Source organism: Lysobacter sp. ISL-50, assembly GCF_018612875.1.
Taxonomy (GTDB): domain Bacteria; phylum Pseudomonadota; class Gammaproteobacteria; order Xanthomonadales; family Xanthomonadaceae; genus Lysobacter.
The window spans coordinates 98695-114749 of record NZ_JAGGRI010000010.1; the positions used below are offsets into that span (position 1 = coordinate 98695).

Here is a 16055-nt window from a genome sequence, read left to right on the forward strand (position 1 = left end):
GAACCCGGCCGGGACCTGCCGGGGCGGCCGTGGAACCCTGAACACGAACCGGACCGACTAGACAGGTCCACCCGGTTGTCCCCGCGTTGTCATCACCGGGTTGCGCTCGCCGCCCAAGCTGGACGCCTGTTCCTCAGCGCTTCCGGCCGTCATGACCTACCGTCTCGCCCTGTTCGATATCGCCGGCACCACCGTGTCGGACCCGGGCTTCGTCGCCCAGGCTTTCGTCGGCGCGATGGCCGCCGCCGGGCACCCGATCGACCACGAGGCCTGCCGGCCGCTGATGGGCTATCCCAAGCCGCTGGCGATCGCGCGCCTGCTCGGCGATCGGGCCACCGACGCGGCGGTCAAGGCGATCCACGAGGATTTCGTCCAGCGCATGCTGGTGTGCTATCGCGATTGGCCGGGGATCGAACCGCTGCCGGGCGCGGAATCGATCTTCGCCCTGCTGCGCGCCAACGGCATCAAGGTCGCGCTCAACACCGGCTTCTCGCGCGATATCGCCGACGCCATCATCGAGCGCCTGCGTTGGGCCGATCGCATCGACGGGCTGATCGCCAGCGACCAAGTCGCGCAAGGCCGGCCCGCGCCGGACATGGCGCAGGCCGTGATGCAGCGCTTGTCCATCGACGATCCGGCGCAACTGGTCAAGATCGGCGACACCGAGGTCGATATCGGCGAAGGCCGCAACGCCAAGGCCGGCCTTGTGGTGTCGATCACCACCGGCGCCTTCACCCGCGCCGAACTGGAGCCGTACCGGCCCGACCGCATCATCGATTCGCTGTTCGAACTGCCGGCGCTGCTCGGCCTCGCCGACGGCGCGCGCAACGCCGCGGCATGAAACGCGCGCGCGCCCACACCGGCGAAGGCATGCGCCAGTGGCAGGTGACCCTGCTCGCCGGCGGCGCCGCGCTGGTCACCTATGCGTGCATGTACGCGTTCCGCAAGCCGTTCGCGGCCGCATCGTTCCACGGTCAGCAATGGTTCGACGTCGACTACAAAGTGTGGCTGGTGGTCGCGCAGATCCTGGGCTACATGTGCAGCAAGTTCATCGGCATCGGCGTGATCGGCGGCCTGCGCCGCGAACGCCGCGCGCGCCTGCTGCTGATGTTGATCGGCGTGGCCTGGCTGGCCTTGCTCGGCTTCGCCCTGGTGCCGGCGCCGTGGAATATCCCGTTCCTGTTCCTCAACGGCCTGCCGCTGGGCATGGTCTGGGGCCTGGTCTTCAGCTATCTGGAAGGCCGCCGCACCACCGAGGCGATGGGCGCGATCCTGGCGTCGAGTTTCATCATGGCCTCGGGCATCGTCAAAAGCGTCGGCAAGTGGCTGCTGCTGGCGGGGGTGAGCGAATTCTGGATGCCGTTCCTGACCGGGCTGCTGTTCCTGCCGCCGCTGGTGATCGCGCTGCATTTCCTCGAACGCATCCCCGAGCCCGATGCCGACGACCGCCGCGAACGCAGCGAGCGCCTGCCGATGAACCGCAGCGAGCGGCGCGCCTTCGTGCGCCAGTTCCTGCCCGGATTGGCGCTGATGATCCTGTGCTACGTGGCGCTGACCGTGGTGCGCGATTTTCGCGACAACTTCGAGGCCGAGCTGTTCAACGATCTGGGGTACGGCGGCAATGCGGGCGTGTTCGCGTTGATCGAGACGCCTATCGCCGTGGCGGTACTCGCCTTGACCGCGGGGCTGACGTGGTTCCGCGACAACCTGCGCGGCCTGATGGCGCTGCACGGGCTGATGTTCGCCGGCCTTGCCGTCGCCGGCGTCAGCACGCTGGCGTTCCAGTCCGGCGCATTGCCGCCGCTGTGGTGGCTGGCGCTGGTCGGGTTCGGCCTGTATCTGGCCTATGTGCCGTTCAACTGCGTGTTCTACGAACGCTTGATCGCGACCTTCCGCGTCGCCGGCAACGTCGGTTTCCTGATGTATCTGTCGGACGCCTTCGGCTACCTGGGCAGCGTCGCGGTGCTGCTGACGAAGGAATTCTCCGGCCTGCAGCTGTCGTGGACGCAATTCTTCGCCCAGACCGTGCTGGCCCTGGCCGCGCTCGGCGGCGCCTGCCTGCTGCTGTCGGCGGTGTACTTCCATCATCGCGCGACGCGCCGCTCCGGCGCGCCGACGCTCGCGCCCATCCGACTCTCGCCAACGCATCGTCCATGAAATCCGAATCCGCTCTCGTCATCGGCGCCGGCATCGTCGGCCTCGCCATCGCCCGCGCGCTCGCCGTGCGCGGCCACCGCGTCACCGTCCTGGAACGCTACGACCGCGCGGTCGGCGCTTCGGTGCGCAACTTCGGCATGATCTGGCCGATCGGCGTGACCAACGGCGCCGCCTACGAACGCGCCCTGCGTTCGCGCGCGATCTGGCAGGAAGTGATCGACGGCGCCGGGCTCTGGCACGACCCCTGCGGCTCGCTGCACATGGCCTACGAGCAAGACGAATGGGAGGTGCTGGAACAGTACGCGGCCGCCAACCGCTCGCTGCGTCCGTGCTCGCTGCTCGATCGCGACGCGGCGCTGGCGATCTCGCCGGTGCTGGTCGGCGAAAACCTGCGCGGCGCGCTGTTCAACCGCGACGAGATGATCGTCGATCCGCGTCAGGCGCTGGCCGCGCTGCCGGGTTATCTGCACGAACGCCACGGCGTGGAATTCCACTGGCGCACGCCGGTGACCGCGGTGGAAAGCGGACGCGCGCATTCGGGCACGCGCCGCTTCGAGGCCGACCGGGTGTTCGTGTGCAGCGGCCCGGACTTCGAACAACTGTATCCGCAGGTCTATGCGGCGGCGCCGTTGACCCGCTGCAAGCTGCAGATGATGCGCCTGGCCGCGCAGCCGGACGGTTTCCGCCTGGGCTCGGCGCTGTGCGGCGGCTTGTCGCTGGTGCATTACGCCGGCTTCCAGCAGGCCGCCGACGTGGCGCCGCTGCGCGCGCGCTATCAGGAACAGTTCGGCGAGCTGATCGAACTGGGCATCCACGTGATGGCGGCGCAGAACGGCCGCGGCGAAGTCACCATCGGCGATTCGCACGCCTACGCGCATACGCACGACCCGTTCGATGAGCAAAGCATCAACGCCAAGGTGCTGGATTATCTGAACCGGTTCCTGCGCCTGCCCGATCCGCGCGTGATCCAGACCTGGCACGGGATCTATCCCAAGCTCACCGACGGCAGCAGCGAGTTCGTCGCCGAGCCGGCGCCGGGCGTAACCATCGTCAACGCCGTCGGCGGCGGCGGCCTGGGCATGACCTTGAGCTTCGGACTGGCGGAAGAAATCGTCGATGGCCGCTACGGCGCGGTGCGCCGGGCGGCGGCCTGAAAAAACCCGGGATTCGCGCTCGCGCCGGCGCAACGCAAAAATCTCCGCGCCGACCGGTTGCGTCGGCGCGGAGAGGTTGCACGACTACCGGCTCATGATCCGGCCGATGTCCGCATCGTGCGGATCGATGCGTCGATCAATTGCCCCACAGTTCTTCGACGCCGCCCGAGCACGCGGCCGACGCGGCACCGGCCGCGACCGCGCCGCCCGGGATCGCGCTCACACCGACCGCGCAGCCCACGTCGGCGCCGACCACGGTGATGACCTGCAGCACGACCTGCCACCACTTGCGCCTGGCGTGCTGGACCTGGCCGGCGCTGGCTTCGACGTCATACCGCTTGTTCCAGAACGCCAGCGAATGGCGCGCGGTGCTCAGGCCGGCGAGCACGGCCTGGCCGCCCTGGCTCTTCGGGTCGAGCTGGACGATCGCTTCGTTTTCGATCTTGGCTAGTTGCGCGTCGATCTCGGCGGCCGATTGCGCGTCGGTGGACAAGGCGCGATCGATGCGGTCCAGGAACGCGGCTTCGCGCGCATCGAAATACTTGCGGAACGGCGCGACGCGCTCGCCGAAGCGCAGGTCGCGCTGGGTCGGCTGGTACGGGGTGTACTGGGCGATGAATTCCTCGCGCGAACCTTCCGGGCGGTAGCCGCACAGGTCCACCACGTCTTCCAGCAAGGTGCCCTTGCGCGCGCCGTTGTCGCTCTGCGCCATCAGGCAGCCCAGATACGCGTTGTGCTCGGCGCCGACCGTGTCCATCGGGTTGCCGGCCAGCGCCGGCGCGCAGGCTCCGGCCAACAGCGCCACGCCGATCCAGCGGCCCATGCGCGTTCCATGCTTGGCGATCGAATGCTTGATATCCATTGCGTTGCGATTCCTTGGAGTGAATGGAGTGAAAGGACTCGAACCTGAGTCGTGTATGGTCCGCGGCGCTTTCGATCGATTGCGGCGACATGCGCCGACGGCGATGTGCGAAGCGTCGATGCGATCGAAGGCGCCGCCGACGTCGATCATTTACCGACGCGTCGCGGCGATTTACGAGGAAGGAGTCGGGATCGAATCGGGCCTCGACGGGCCTGCGCGGGTCGCGGCGGGTACATTCGCGGCGCAGGCGAAGCCGATCGCGAACTGCGTCACAGGCGCGATGCGCGCGCGTCGAACGCGGCGGACACGCGCCGATGCGCTGCGTGTATCGCGCGCGGCAAAAATAATGAGTAAGCGGATTCGGAATTCGAAGCAGCCCGGGATTCGCGAAACGCGATCGCGATCGACGGCCTTGCGCCGTCGTCCATCCGGGCATGCGGTGCGGCATGAGCTGCCAATCCAATCGCGGGCTATGGCGTCCTGATACGCCATAGCCCGCGGCGTCCAGTCCGCTGGCTCCCCCGTCGGACTGACCGCACCCGCCAACGCCGCGCTGCGAGCGCCGCGTTACCGACCGCAGCGGCATCCATGCCGATACGGGGCGGGCCGCATATCCCTATGCCCAACCGGTCCGGCGCATTCGCGCGGTCCGCCCGTGAGGCTCGCGATGGAGCCGCGGACGACGCGATCGCGCGCCGAACCCGATGGTTACGCATCCGCCGCAAGCGCGATGGATGTTGCCGGGTCCGTTCCCGGGACCCGGGCCTTCCCTAGCCGACCTCAGCGAACCGCGCCCCGGTGCGGCCCGGGGCGCGATCCGATGAGCCGCCGCGCCCCACTCCTTCCAGGAGCGTTCCTTCCGGAGCGGGCCGCGACGGAAACCGATGACGTGTTCGCCTTCCTTGGCCGGCGCAACCCTCGTCCGATCGTGTCCGGATCGGGGCGATGTCCGCGCTTGAACGACGTCTTTATTTACCGCCGTATCGCGCCGCTTTGCGAGGAAGGATGTGGGACCGAACCGGGACGAAATGGGAAGATTTCGAATGCCATGCGACGGCGTACTGACTCATAGCGCAAACACGATCACAACCCGACCGTGTCCGCACGCAAGTTCATCCGGAAACGTTCCCACTTTGTGCCCGCTATTTGTTTGGACGCGCCGCCGAGCGGGTTCGTAGGCTGAGCGCTCCTGATGACTCGCCTACAGGGGGCGAACATGAAAACCTTATTTGCGACGCTGGCGCTCGGCGCGGCGCTCGTGGCCAGCACGGCCACTTCGGCTCACGACAACGACGCGGCGTGCCTGGCTCCGGGCGCGCAGGTGATCGACGCGGGCTCGTTCAGCTTCACGCCGACCCAACTGACCCAGTTCGAGGCGCAGCACAGCGGCGGCGGCGGCATGTGCACGCCGACCAGTTGCGGCATCGTCGATGACCATTGGGCGGTCGCGACCTTGATGATCGCCAACTACTGCCAGGACAAGTCGCCCGGCAGCACCCCGCAGGTGATCTCGCCGTCGGTCTACAACGACGTGCTGAACCACCATACCGGCTACAGCTTCAGCGGCCGCGGCGCGCAGAACCTGGTCGGCCGCTGCGTCTACTGCAAGCTTCCCAGCGGCACGCCGATCAAGCCGTCGGCCGTCGCCGCCGGTCACTGAGCAACCCCGCGCCGCCACGCGCCGGTGTGCCGCCCGCCTGCGGGGGCAGCCTGGGCTCACACCAGCGCGTGGCGTCGCGTATAGGCCAGCACCGCATCGACGTGGCGCTGGAGTTCGCCGCGCACCGGCTCCTCCAGTGCGCATTCGGCCAGGACGTAGTAGCCCGAGCGCAGCACGTCGCGCCAACGCGGTTGGCGCGGCAGCTTGGACAGGCTCAGGTAACGCTCCATCGCCCGCGCGCGCAGACGGCCGTCGTCGACGGTGACGCGCCAGATCCGGCTCTTTTCCGCCAGTTCCAGGCGGCCCTGGCCGGTGCTGCGCTCCCAGGCTTCGACCACCGCCAGCATCAGTTCCACCAGCGCGCGGCGGAACGACACGCGCAGTTCTTCGTCGGCCATCGCCGGCGCTTCCACGCCCAGCGGATCGGCCTCGGCGTTTTCGCCCGCCCTCGTCGCGGCGTCGTGCGCGGCGGAGGATTTCAGGCCGAGCACGATCAAGCCTTCGCCCTGCCCGCTTTCGCTGATCTGCGCGCGCAGGGATTCGGCCTGCGCGCCGAGTTTGAAATCGAAGCCCTGCGGCGCCGAGGATTCGTCCAGGTGCTCCAGCGCCTGGGCGAAACGCAGCGCGCCGGGTTCGTCCAGCAGTTCGCCGAACGCGCGTCCGGCCAGCGGCGAGGCTTGCGAGGGTTGCAGCAATTCGCCGGCGCTGCGATTGGCCGCCAGCACCTGGCCGCCGGCATCGAGCACCAGCACCGCGTCGTCGCGGCTGTCGAGCGCGGCCTGCAGGCGCGCGCGATCGACGCCGAGTTCGGCGGCGGCGCGGCGGTAGTAATCGACTTCCTCCGCCAACCGCGCCTGACGCGCCGCTTCGGCCACGCGCGCGCGATGCTGCCGGCGCAGGAAGAACACGGTCAGCCCCAGTAAGCCCGCCAGCGCCGACACCACCGTCAGCCATAGCGCCAGCGTGCGCTGTTTCAGGCTCAGCGCGCGCACCTGGTTCTCCGTCGCCAGCGCGGCGATGGTGCGGTCGCGTTCGGCGGTTTCGAAACGCAGTTGCATCCATTTCATCTCGCGGTCGTAACGCGCTTCGCGCAGCGCGCGCGCGGCGTCCTCGGACTCGCGCAGCGCCGCCATCGCCTGCGGCCATTCGCCCAGCGCTTCGAAGTCGCGCGCCAGTTCGGCGAGCAGGTCCGGACGATCGCTGTCCTGCGCCGCCAACGCGTTCAGGGCCTCGCTCATGCGCTGCTGCGCGGCGCGCGCCTGACCGCGCAGGCGGTCACCGCGCGCGGCCTGCAGTTGCAGCGGCGCCGGCACGATGGTCTTGGCGTCCTGCGCGGCGATCGCCAGGCCGCTGTCGGTCCAGCGCCTGGCCGCGGCCACGTCGCCGCGCTCGATCGCGGCGCGGCCGAGTTCGCTGTAGGTGCGCATCAGATATTTCTTGTCGCCGGCCTGGAGCAGCTCGTCGCGCGCCTGGGTCAGCAGGCTCTCCCCGCGCTGGAGCTCGCCGTTGTTCAACGCCAGCACGCCCAGGCTCGACAGCACGTGGCCGGCCTCGGCCTTGTTGCCGTCGCGCAGGAATTCGGCGCAGGCCTGATCGTAGTGACGGATCGCGTTGGCGTTCTCGCCCAGGTCGCGATAGATGTCGGCGATGTTGTTCAAGGTCTTGCCGGCCTCGGCCTGCGGCAGGCCGCGCTGCAGTTCCAGGCTGGTCATCAGCGCCTGCAGCGCGCCGCGGTAATCGCCGAGCCGGCGCAGCGCCGAGCCGATGTTGTTCCAGGTCTTGGATTGCGCCGGGCGGTCCTCGTTGCGCTCGGCCAGCTTCAGCGCGCGCTTGAATTTGTCCAGCGCCTGCGCCGGGCATTCGCGCCGGTAATCGAGCACGCCGCGGCGGCGCAGCAGCTCGTGTTCGATCGCCGCGGGCGGATGCGCGCCGGCGGCCGATTCGGCGCAATCGAGCACCGCCGCGGCGGCGGCGAATTCGCCCTTGCTCTGCAGCTCGACGCTGCGCTCGTACAGCACCGTCAACGTCGCCGGCAGATCGCCGTCGGGCTCGCGTTGGTAGCGGCGCAGGCATTGCGCCGGATCGGGCAGCACCACCGCCTGTTCCAGGCACGTCGCCGCGCCCGCCTCGTTGCCCGCCGCGGTCTGCGCCACCGCCGCCGACGGCGCGATCAACGCCGCCCACACCCACACCCACCGCATCGCCCTGTCCGTGCCCACGCTCGCCCCCGTGCCGCCGCAGTCGGCAGCTTTGCCGATTCGGACTGGAAGCGGAAGCTGAGCGGCTGGGCACGAGCGCCGCAGCGGGGCGACTTCACGCGCTGCGTCACAGTAACGGCGGGCCGCCATCGCAATCGCGGCGGCGGCGGTTCGAATTCCGGACCACTGACCGGGCCGCCACCGGACCGGCTCGCGCCGGTCCGGCAGGGTCGCGAGGGCCGGTTCAGCGCTCGATCGTCAGCCCCAGCTTGTCCGCGAACGCATCGCCGGTGGCGTTGCCGTGTTCGAAGCGGATTTCCACTTCGGCCCATTGCGCGTCGGCCGGGACGCGGCCTTGCAGGGTGTAGGTCTGCAAGGCGCCATTGCCGCCCGCGGGCGCGAGTTCGAACGCGCTGCCGGTGTAGAGCGCCTGCAGGCCCGGCCAGCTGGAGGCGCTGATCGCCGCCGGATAGCCGGCGTCGGCGCGATCCAGCACCCGGTCGTAACGCAGATATTCGCCGGGCTTGAACGCGTACGACTTGCTGTTGGCGAAGTTCAGCGCGCCCGACCAGTTCGCCGGCCAATAGCCGCTGCCCGGCCAGGTGGCGTTGGACAGATAGCCCGGGTAATAGCTGTCGGCGCGATCGCTGTCGAGGTTGTAGCGGATGTACTGATCGCCCTTGAAGAAGTACAGCTTGCTGCGGCTGAAGAAGAACGTCGCCTCGATGTCGCGCGCGCCGCCGGCGAATTTCTCCAGGCCCGGCCAGCTGCCGGCGATCGGCGCCGGATAGCCCGGGTCGGCGCTGCGCGCGGCCAGGTCGTAGCGCAGGTATTGCGCGTCCTTGAAGAAATACACCTTGCCGTTGCCGGCTTCGAAGGCCGCGTCGATATCGCGCGCGCCGCCGGCGAATTTCTCCAGGCCCGGCCAGTTCTCGGCGATGGATTGCGGATAGCCGCTGGCGACGCGATCGGCGGCGATGTCGTAGCGGTAGTAGTCGCTGCCGCGGAACACGTGGCCGATACCGGCGGCGCTGAAGCTGGCCAGTCCGCGCAGATCGTAGAAACGCAGGAATACCCGCGCGCGATGGCCGCTGGATGCGCCCAGGTCGGCGTTGAGCTTGAACCTCGCCGCGCCGTCGCTCAGATTCAAACCACGCAGATCCACGCGCTGGCTCAGGGTGTTGCTGCGCGAGGTGTCGCGGCCGATCAGCAGATTCGCGCCGCCGTCGCTGGGCCGCGCCGGCAACCACGTGTACTGCGCGTAGTTCACCACTTGCCCGCCGTTGCCCTTGCGCCAGCCGGGCACGTCGCTGTCGTAGGCGCGATCGATACGGCCCTGCGAGTATTCGGCATCGGCGTTGGCGAGCAGATTCACGCCGAACGCGGGCGCGGCTTCGCGCGCGGGCTTGTGCATCGGCCGGCCGTCGAGACCGGGCGGAACCGCCAGGCCCAGATGGGCGAGGATGCTCGGCGCGACATCGACCTGGCGCGGCGCCAGCCGCAGCGGTTCCATGCCGAGCTTGGGCACGGATTCGCCGCTGAAGGCGATCAGGGTCTTGCGGTCTTCCGGCGTGTTGTGGCCGTGATGGATCGAGCCGCCGTGATCGGTGCCGACGATGATCAACCAATCTTCGTTGGCGTAGTTCGCACGCGCGCGCAGCTTGGCGGTGAGCTGGCCGATGTAGCCGTCGATGCCACGGATCGCGGCGGTATAACCGCTGGCGTCGCGGTTGAAATACGTGCCGGCGTGGCCGGCTTCATCGGGTTGATTGAAATCCAGCAGCAGCACGTCCGGACCGGCCGCCTCGCCGAGCAGTTCCAGGCCCTTGCTCAGCACGTTGGCGTCGCTGCCGGCGTTGTAGACCGTATCGGCCTTCCACGGAATCTCGGTGGCCAGCGGCGCCCACGACAACGCCGCAGCGGTGCGCTTGCCCGGCGCGACCGCTTCGATGCGGCTCAGCACGTCGGGCCAGGCGGCGTAATTCTTGCCCTTGAAACTGTTGTCGTAGACGCCGTGCTTGTCGCGCTCCACGCCGGTGAACAGCGACGACCAGCCGGTGCCGCTGATGGCGGTGTCGGCGGTGAGGCCTTCGCGGCCGAGGTAACCGTCGGCGACCAAGGCGTCGAGATTCGGCGTGGGCGTGGCGCCGTACACATCGCCGCGAAAACCGTCGGTGCCGATGAACAACACCTTCGGCGCCTTGGCCATGGCCGGCGCGGCGGCGGCGCAGACCAGCGCCAGGACGATGGACGCGGCGATACTGGAACGATGCAATCGGGAACGCGACATGCGGTGCTCCTGCGGTGAAAGGAGCCCGCAGGCTAGGACGCATCGCCCGCCATCGGCATGACTCAAACCGCGCAGCCGCCAGGGCCTGGCAAGTTCATGTCACGAATCGGTCATCACCATCAACTGCACCCAGTCGCCGGCGAACGAAGTCACGCCGAACTGCACCGGCACGCCCTGGGTATCGACGTTGAGCGAATGCACGCACAGCACCGGCCGGCGCGTGGACTGGCCGAGCACGCGCGCGACTTCGGCGCCGGGCAGGCGCGCCATCACCGAGGTGTGCTTGCGCAGATAATCGCGCACGCCGAATTCGGCCAGGGTGCGGGTCACCGACAATTGTTCGGCGAATACGCGGTCCAGGCCGGGAAAACGTGAGGCCGGAAACCAGGCCTCGCTGTGGTCGACGGTGCGGCCTTCGACTTCGCTGGAATAGACGATGCGGTGCACGCGTTCGCCCGAGATCAGCCCCAGCGAGCGCGAGACCTGGCGCGGCGGGGTCTGGATGCCCGCTTCGATCAGGCGATAGCGGCTCTCCACGTTGAGGTCGTGCATGGCCTTGCCGAAGCGGGTGCGGCGGCCGATCGGATAGTGATACGGATGCTCCTGCACGAAACTGCCGCGGCCGGTTTCGGTGCGCAAAAAGCCGCGCTCTTCCAGCGCTTCGATCGCGCGCCGCACGGTGTGGCGGTTGACGCCGAAGCGCTTGGCCAGATCGAACGCCGACGGCAGTTTGTCGCCTTCGCTCAGGTTGCCGGCGCGGATGTCCTTCAACAACGAGGCTTCGATCTGTTGCCACAGCGGCAGCGCGGCGTCGCGCTGGGCGGGGTGATCGCCCGCGGCGTCGTCGCCTTCGCGATGCGGGGTTTCGTCCGGCGCGAACAGCGCGGCGGCCGTGTCGGCGGGGTCGCTGGCTACGACGGCTCGCTGGGTGGATGTCATACAACCTCCATCTGCGCCTGTTTGACTAGACAGGTCGGGCTCGGCATCAGCGGCCATGAGAACGCCCTGGCGTTGCATGGCCGTGACAGAACCCGCCGCCGCGCCGCTTCCCGTTTAGGCAGATGACCGAACTGTTGCTCGACAACGCACGACTGATCCTGCCCGAGGCGGTGATCGCCGGGCATGTGCTGATCGCCGACGGCGTGATCCGCGGGATCGGCCAGGGCCGCAGCCGCTCGCCGGCCGCGCTGGATTGCGAAGGCGATTACCTGCTGCCCGGCCTGGTCGAGCTGCACACGGACAATCTGGAAAAACATCTGCTGCCGCGCCCCGGCGCGCACTGGCCGGCCGCGGCCGCGCTGCGCGCGCACGATGCGCAGTTGCTGGCGGCCGGGATCACCACCGCGCTCAACGCGATCTCGGTCGGCGAAGAAGACGCCGAGGAAGCAGTCGATCCGCAGGCGTTATTGGCGGCGCTGGCCGAAGCGCGCGAAGACGGCGGCCTGCGGGTCGAACACGCCGTGCATCTGCGCTGCGAACTGCCCTGCCCGGATCTGCCGGCGCGGCTGCAACCGCTGTTGCGCACACCCGGGCTGCGGCTGATGTCGTTGATGGACCACACGCCCGGCCAGCGGCAATTTCACGATCTGGAACTTTATCGAGGTTACAGCGCGCGCCACGGCAACGCCCGCGATCACGAGCAGTTCCAGGCGCGCGTGCAGCATCTGCAGCAATTGCAGCGGCGTCATGCCGATGCGCATCGCGGCGTGGTGTTGGCCATCGCGCGCGATCTGCGCCTGCCGTTGGCCAGCCACGACGATTCGGATCTGAACCACGTCGCCGAAGCGGTCGAAGCCGGCGCGTGCATCGCCGAATTCCCGGTCAATCTGGCCACCGCCAACGCCGCCCACGCGGCCGGTCTGCAGGTGCTGGCGGGCGCGCCGAATCTGGTTCGCGGCGGTTCGCACAGTGGCAACGTCGCCGCCAGCGATCTGGCGCGCGCGGGCGTGCTCGACGTGCTGTCGTCGGATTACGTGCCCGGCAGCTTGCTGATGGCGGCGTTCCAGTTGGGCGAGTGGGAATCGATCGGGCTGGCGCGCGCGATCGCGATGGTCACGCGCACGCCGGCGCGTGCAGTCGGTTATCGCGACCGCGGCGAGATCGCTCCGGGCCTGCGCGCGGATCTGTTGCGCGTGCGGGTGTCGCGCGGGTTGCCGCTGGTCGAATCGGTGTGGATAGGCGGCAAGAAGCGCTACTGACAGACACTCCGCGCCTCTCCCCTCGTCAATCGCCATCAGTTCCCCCCTTTGAAAAAGGGGGGTTAGGGGGGATTCGCTTTTGCTTTTGCTGTTGCGCGTGCAAAAGCAAATCCCCCGCGCTCCGATCATTCCCTTCGAAACTCACTCACGCCGGGCGCTCGCCCCCTTTTTCAAAGGGGGCAAACTGACCGGCGAAAACGCCTTTTCGCCACCCCGCCACAAACTGAACGCGCCGCCCGTCACGACCGACTAGACAGGTACGCCGCGCAGTCCGCCCCGCGCGCACGGGCCTTCATATCGCCTCGCTGTAATGCCGCCAGACGCCGCAGCCGTGGCGCGCATTCCTCGAGAACCGCATGAAAACCCCGACCCGCACTCCCCTGGCGCTGGCGCTGCTCGCCGTGCTGCCCCTGGTCTGTCAGGCACAAACCCCGTCCACGCCCGCCGATGCCGGCGTGCGCAACGCCAGCACCGCCGCGGTCGCCGCCGGCGGCGCGCCGCTGGAAACCGCCGCGACCCTGGATACGATCTCGGTGATCGGCCACCGCGAGGTGCGCCAGGTCCAGCACATCGGCAAGGTCGAGCTGCAGGCCAGCGCGCTCGGCACCAATCCGGTGAAGGTGCTGGAGAAACTGCCCGGCGTGCACTTCGTCTCTTCCGATCCGTGGGGCAGCTACGAGTGGTCCAACCGCATCGCCATCCGCGGTTTCGCCCAGAACCAACTGGGCTACACGCTCGACGATCTGCCGCTGGGCGACAACAGCTACGCGAACAACAACGGCCTGTCGCCCAACCGCGCGATCCTGCCGGAGAACATCGCGCAGCTCGAACTCGCGCAAGGCTCCGGCGCGCTGCGCATTCCCTCCACGAGCAATCTGGGCGGCGCGCTGTTGCTGCACTCCTCCGACCCGGAAAGCGAATTCGGCGCGCGCGTCAATCTGGCTTACGGCGACAACGCCACCTTGCGCAGCTTCGTGCGCGTGGACACCGGCGATCACGGCGGCTTCAGCGCCTACGTCTCGGGCATGCACAGCGAGGCCGATCGCTGGAAAGGCGCCGGCGTGCAGGAGCAGCAGCAGTTCAACGGCAAGGCGGTGTATCAGTGGGATCGCGGCCGCATCGCCGCGTGGTTGTCCACATCGCGCCGCAACGAAACCGACGACCAGGACATGTCGCTCGACCTGATCCGCCGCTGCGGCTACGACTGGGACAACTACGCACCCGACTGGCAGCGCGCGCTGGCCGCCGCCAAGGGCCAGTTCAGCGGTTGCGTGAAAACCAAGGACGACGCGTATTACCTGGCGCGCGGCATGCGCAACGACGATCTGGCCAGCGTATCGGGCGAGTTCGATCTCAACGACCAGCTGCGCCTGAACGCCACCGCTTACTACCATCGCAACGAAGGCCAGGGCCACTGGTTCACGCCTTACATCAGTTCGCCGACGATCCCGATGGCGCTGCGCATCACCAGCTACGACATCGAGCGCAGCGGCTTGAACGCGCGCCTGGCCTACACTCTGGACCAGCACACGCTGGAAGGCGGTTTCTGGTTCGAAGACAGCGTGCACGGCGCCGGCCGCAGCTTCGTCAACATCGCCGGACCCATCGACGATCAGCGCTTCTTCGATCCAAGCGAGTTCGCCCAGCGCCTGTTCCGGCAGCGTTTCGATACCCGCACGCGGCAGTGGTTTGTGCAGGACACGATGCGTTTTCTCGACGAACGCCTGACCATCAACGCCGGTTTCAAGGGCCAGCACGTAGTCACCGACGGCACCGTGGTGGTTCCCGGCCGGGCCGGCGGACGCCTGACCACGCGCGACAATTTCCTGCCGCAGCTCGGCCTGTCGTGGAAGTTGAACGAGCAAAGCGACGTGTTCGCCAACTACGCGGAAAACCAGGCGGCGTTCCGTCCCGGCGTCAACGGCGCGTGGTCGCTGACCCAGGCGTCCTTTGACCTCAGCCGCGCCAGCGCCAAGCCGGAAGAGTCCAAGACCCTGGAACTGGGCTGGCGCTACGGCGACGATCGTTATCAAGTGTCCACTACGTTGTATGGGGTCAACTTCGATAACCGCCAGTTGGTGATCGTGCCCTGCCCCGGCGTGGTCAGCTGTCCGAACCAGTTCGCCAACGTCGGCAAGGTGCGCACGCTCGGCGGCGAATTCGCCTTCGTGTGGACGCCGACCGAACACCTGCGCTGGCTCACCAGCTATGCCTACAACGATTCGCAGTACCGCTCGGATTATCTGAGCAGCGGCAAGCTGGTGCAGGTGCGCGGCAAGCAGGTGGTGGATACGCCCAAGCAATTGTTCGCGAGCGAAATCAGCTACAGCGCCGGCGATTTCGAACTGCGCCTGGGCGGCAAGTACACCGGCAAGCGTTACTACACCTACACCAACGACGCCGGCACCGACGCGTTCTGGCTGTGGGATGCGGGGGTGAGCTGGCAGCGCAAGGACGTGGGGCAGATCAAGTCGCTGCGGGTGGGTTTGAACGTTTACAACCTGTTCGACAAGACTTACATCGCGACCTTGGGCAGCAACGGCTTTCGCGATGCCGATCCGCAGGGGACGTTCCAGACGTTGTTGACGGGTGCGCCGCGGCAGTGGTTTGTTTCGGTGGATGCGAAGTTCTGAGTTCTTGCGGATTCGCGCCCCTCACCCCGGCCCTCTCCCGCTTGCGGGGTGAGGGGCCGCGCTTGCGAGCCATTGGCTCGCGCGGCACCGAACGCCCGAACGCTACGCGTTTGGGCCGGGGTGGGTTGGGGTGAGGGCCGCCCGGCCCAATGCCGCCGGATCGCCTAAAATGCCGCTCCGCACCCACCGCGCAGCCTGCAATGCCCCGACCGCTCCCCCGCATCGCCGTCCTCGCATCGGGCCGCGGCAGCAATCTGCAGGCCGTCATCGACGCTATCGCCGCCGGCACGCTGGCCGGCGAGATCGTTGGCGTCTACTCCGACAAGCCCGGCGCGGTCGCCCTGCAACGCGTCCCCGAGGCGCTGCGCTGGTCGGCCGAGGCCAAGCGCTTCCCCAGCCGCGAAGCCTTCGATGCCGAACTGGCGGACGCGGTCGCCGCCTCGCGCCCGGATTGGGTGCTGTGCGCGGGTTACCTGCGCATCCTCGGCGACGCCTTCGTCGAACGCTTCCGCGGCCGCACCATCAACATCCACCCCTCGCTGCTGCCCAAGTTCCGCGGCCTGCGCACCCATGCGCGGGCCATCGAGGAAGGCGAGCAAGAACACGGCGCCAGCGTGCATTTCGTGATCCCGGAACTCGACGCGGGCGCGGTGATAGCGCAGGCCGTGGTGCCGGTCCACACCGGCGATACAGCCGACTTGCTTGCCGAACGTGTCCTCAGCGTGGAGCACCCCTTATTGCTGGCGGTAATGAGACTGGCGACCCTCGGCCGGCTGGCTGAACACGGCGCAACCGTGAGCCTGGACGGTCATCCGCTATTTACGCCGCTGCGTTTAGATTTCGCCGGCCGATTGACCGACCCGGGCAACGGCAGCGCGGTGTGAATGCCGCCTCCGCGGCGGC

The 16055-nt window shown here is 68.2% G+C and carries 11 protein-coding genes; 7 read left to right on the forward strand and 4 right to left on the reverse strand.

The genetic code is table 11. From position 1 onward, the window contains the following. The first annotated feature begins 151 nt into the window (after positions 1-151). The 3 genes from J7J50_RS07005 to J7J50_RS07015 are packed head-to-tail and all read left to right on the forward strand — an operon-like array spanning position 152 to position 3311. On the forward strand, positions 152-841 hold the full coding sequence (locus J7J50_RS07005; RefSeq protein ID WP_215057969.1) for an HAD family hydrolase: 690 nt from the start codon (positions 152-154) through the stop codon (positions 839-841). Then, complete coding sequence (locus tag J7J50_RS07010; protein WP_215057970.1) at positions 838-2157, forward strand: DUF5690 family protein; 1320 nt, start codon at positions 838-840, stop codon at positions 2155-2157. The genes J7J50_RS07005 and J7J50_RS07010 overlap by 4 nt, the downstream gene beginning before the upstream one ends. After that, positions 2154-3311: a TIGR03364 family FAD-dependent oxidoreductase gene (locus tag J7J50_RS07015; RefSeq protein ID WP_215057971.1), complete on the forward strand. Its 1158-nt coding sequence runs from the start codon at positions 2154-2156 to the stop codon at positions 3309-3311. Before J7J50_RS07010 ends, J7J50_RS07015 begins: the two co-directional genes overlap by 4 nt. 136 nt (positions 3312-3447) lie before the next feature. Here the strand turns inward: J7J50_RS07015 and J7J50_RS07020 are convergent, their stop codons facing one another. After that, a complete protein-coding gene (locus tag J7J50_RS07020; protein ID WP_215057972.1) occupies positions 3448-4173 on the reverse strand; it encodes a hypothetical protein in 726 nt (241 codons plus the stop codon). 1216 nt (positions 4174-5389) lie between these two features. On the opposite strand from J7J50_RS07020, the gene J7J50_RS07025 reads away from it, so the two are divergent. Further along, a complete protein-coding gene (locus J7J50_RS07025) occupies positions 5390-5833 on the forward strand; it encodes a hypothetical protein (protein ID WP_215057973.1) in 444 nt (147 codons plus the stop codon). A 56-nt stretch (positions 5834-5889) separates the two neighbouring features. Here J7J50_RS07025 and J7J50_RS07030 read toward each other — a convergent pair whose 3' ends face one another. From J7J50_RS07030 to phnF, 3 genes are all read right to left on the reverse strand, one after another. Further along, positions 5890-8034 carry a tetratricopeptide repeat protein gene (locus tag J7J50_RS07030; RefSeq protein WP_215057974.1) on the reverse strand — a complete coding sequence of 715 codons (2145 nt, stop codon included), beginning with the start codon at positions 8032-8034 and terminating at the stop codon, positions 5890-5892. Between the two features lie 241 nt (positions 8035-8275). After that, on the reverse strand, positions 8276-10321 hold the full coding sequence (locus J7J50_RS07035; protein WP_215057975.1) for a hemopexin repeat-containing protein: 2046 nt from the start codon (positions 10319-10321) through the stop codon (positions 8276-8278). Positions 10322-10420: 99 nt separating this feature from the next. After that, entirely contained in the window at positions 10421-11260 is an 840-nt protein-coding gene (gene phnF / locus J7J50_RS07040; RefSeq protein ID WP_215057976.1) for a phosphonate metabolism transcriptional regulator PhnF, read from the reverse strand. A gap of 122 nt (positions 11261-11382) precedes the next feature. Here phnF and J7J50_RS07045 point away from each other — a divergent pair, with 122 nt between their 5' ends. From J7J50_RS07045 to purN, 3 genes are all read left to right on the forward strand, one after another. Beyond that, positions 11383-12519: an alpha-D-ribose 1-methylphosphonate 5-triphosphate diphosphatase gene (locus tag J7J50_RS07045; protein WP_215057977.1), complete on the forward strand. Its 1137-nt coding sequence runs from the start codon at positions 11383-11385 to the stop codon at positions 12517-12519. Positions 12520-12875: 356 nt separating this feature from the next. Then, entirely contained in the window at positions 12876-15152 is a 2277-nt protein-coding gene (locus tag J7J50_RS07050) for a TonB-dependent receptor (RefSeq protein ID WP_215057978.1), read from the forward strand. 200 nt (positions 15153-15352) lie between these two features. Then, positions 15353-16036 (forward strand): phosphoribosylglycinamide formyltransferase, encoded by a 684-nt coding sequence (gene purN, locus J7J50_RS07055; RefSeq protein WP_215057979.1) that lies wholly within the window; start codon positions 15353-15355, stop codon positions 16034-16036. The last annotated feature ends 19 nt before the right edge of the window (positions 16037-16055 follow it).

Excerpts from the sequence above, each read along its gene's own strand:
- J7J50_RS07005 (WP_215057969.1), top strand. The coding sequence starts at position 152 with ATGACCTACCGTCTCGCCCTGTTCGATATCGCCGGCACCACCGTGTCG.
- J7J50_RS07010 (WP_215057970.1), top strand. The coding sequence starts at position 838 with ATGAAACGCGCGCGCGCCCACACCGGCGAAGGCATGCGCCAGTGGCAG.
- J7J50_RS07015 (WP_215057971.1), top strand. The coding sequence starts at position 2,154 with ATGAAATCCGAATCCGCTCTCGTCATCGGCGCCGGCATCGTCGGCCTC.
- J7J50_RS07020 (WP_215057972.1), bottom strand. The coding sequence starts at position 4,173 with ATGGATATCAAGCATTCGATCGCCAAGCATGGAACGCGCATGGGCCGC.
- J7J50_RS07025 (WP_215057973.1), top strand. The coding sequence starts at position 5,390 with ATGAAAACCTTATTTGCGACGCTGGCGCTCGGCGCGGCGCTCGTGGCC.
- J7J50_RS07030 (WP_215057974.1), bottom strand. The coding sequence starts at position 8,034 with ATGCGGTGGGTGTGGGTGTGGGCGGCGTTGATCGCGCCGTCGGCGGCG.
- J7J50_RS07035 (WP_215057975.1), bottom strand. The coding sequence starts at position 10,321 with ATGTCGCGTTCCCGATTGCATCGTTCCAGTATCGCCGCGTCCATCGTC.
- phnF (WP_215057976.1), bottom strand. The coding sequence starts at position 11,260 with ATGACATCCACCCAGCGAGCCGTCGTAGCCAGCGACCCCGCCGACACG.
- J7J50_RS07045 (WP_215057977.1), top strand. The coding sequence starts at position 11,383 with ATGACCGAACTGTTGCTCGACAACGCACGACTGATCCTGCCCGAGGCG.
- J7J50_RS07050 (WP_215057978.1), top strand. The coding sequence starts at position 12,876 with ATGAAAACCCCGACCCGCACTCCCCTGGCGCTGGCGCTGCTCGCCGTG.
- purN (WP_215057979.1), top strand. The coding sequence starts at position 15,353 with ATGCCCCGACCGCTCCCCCGCATCGCCGTCCTCGCATCGGGCCGCGGC.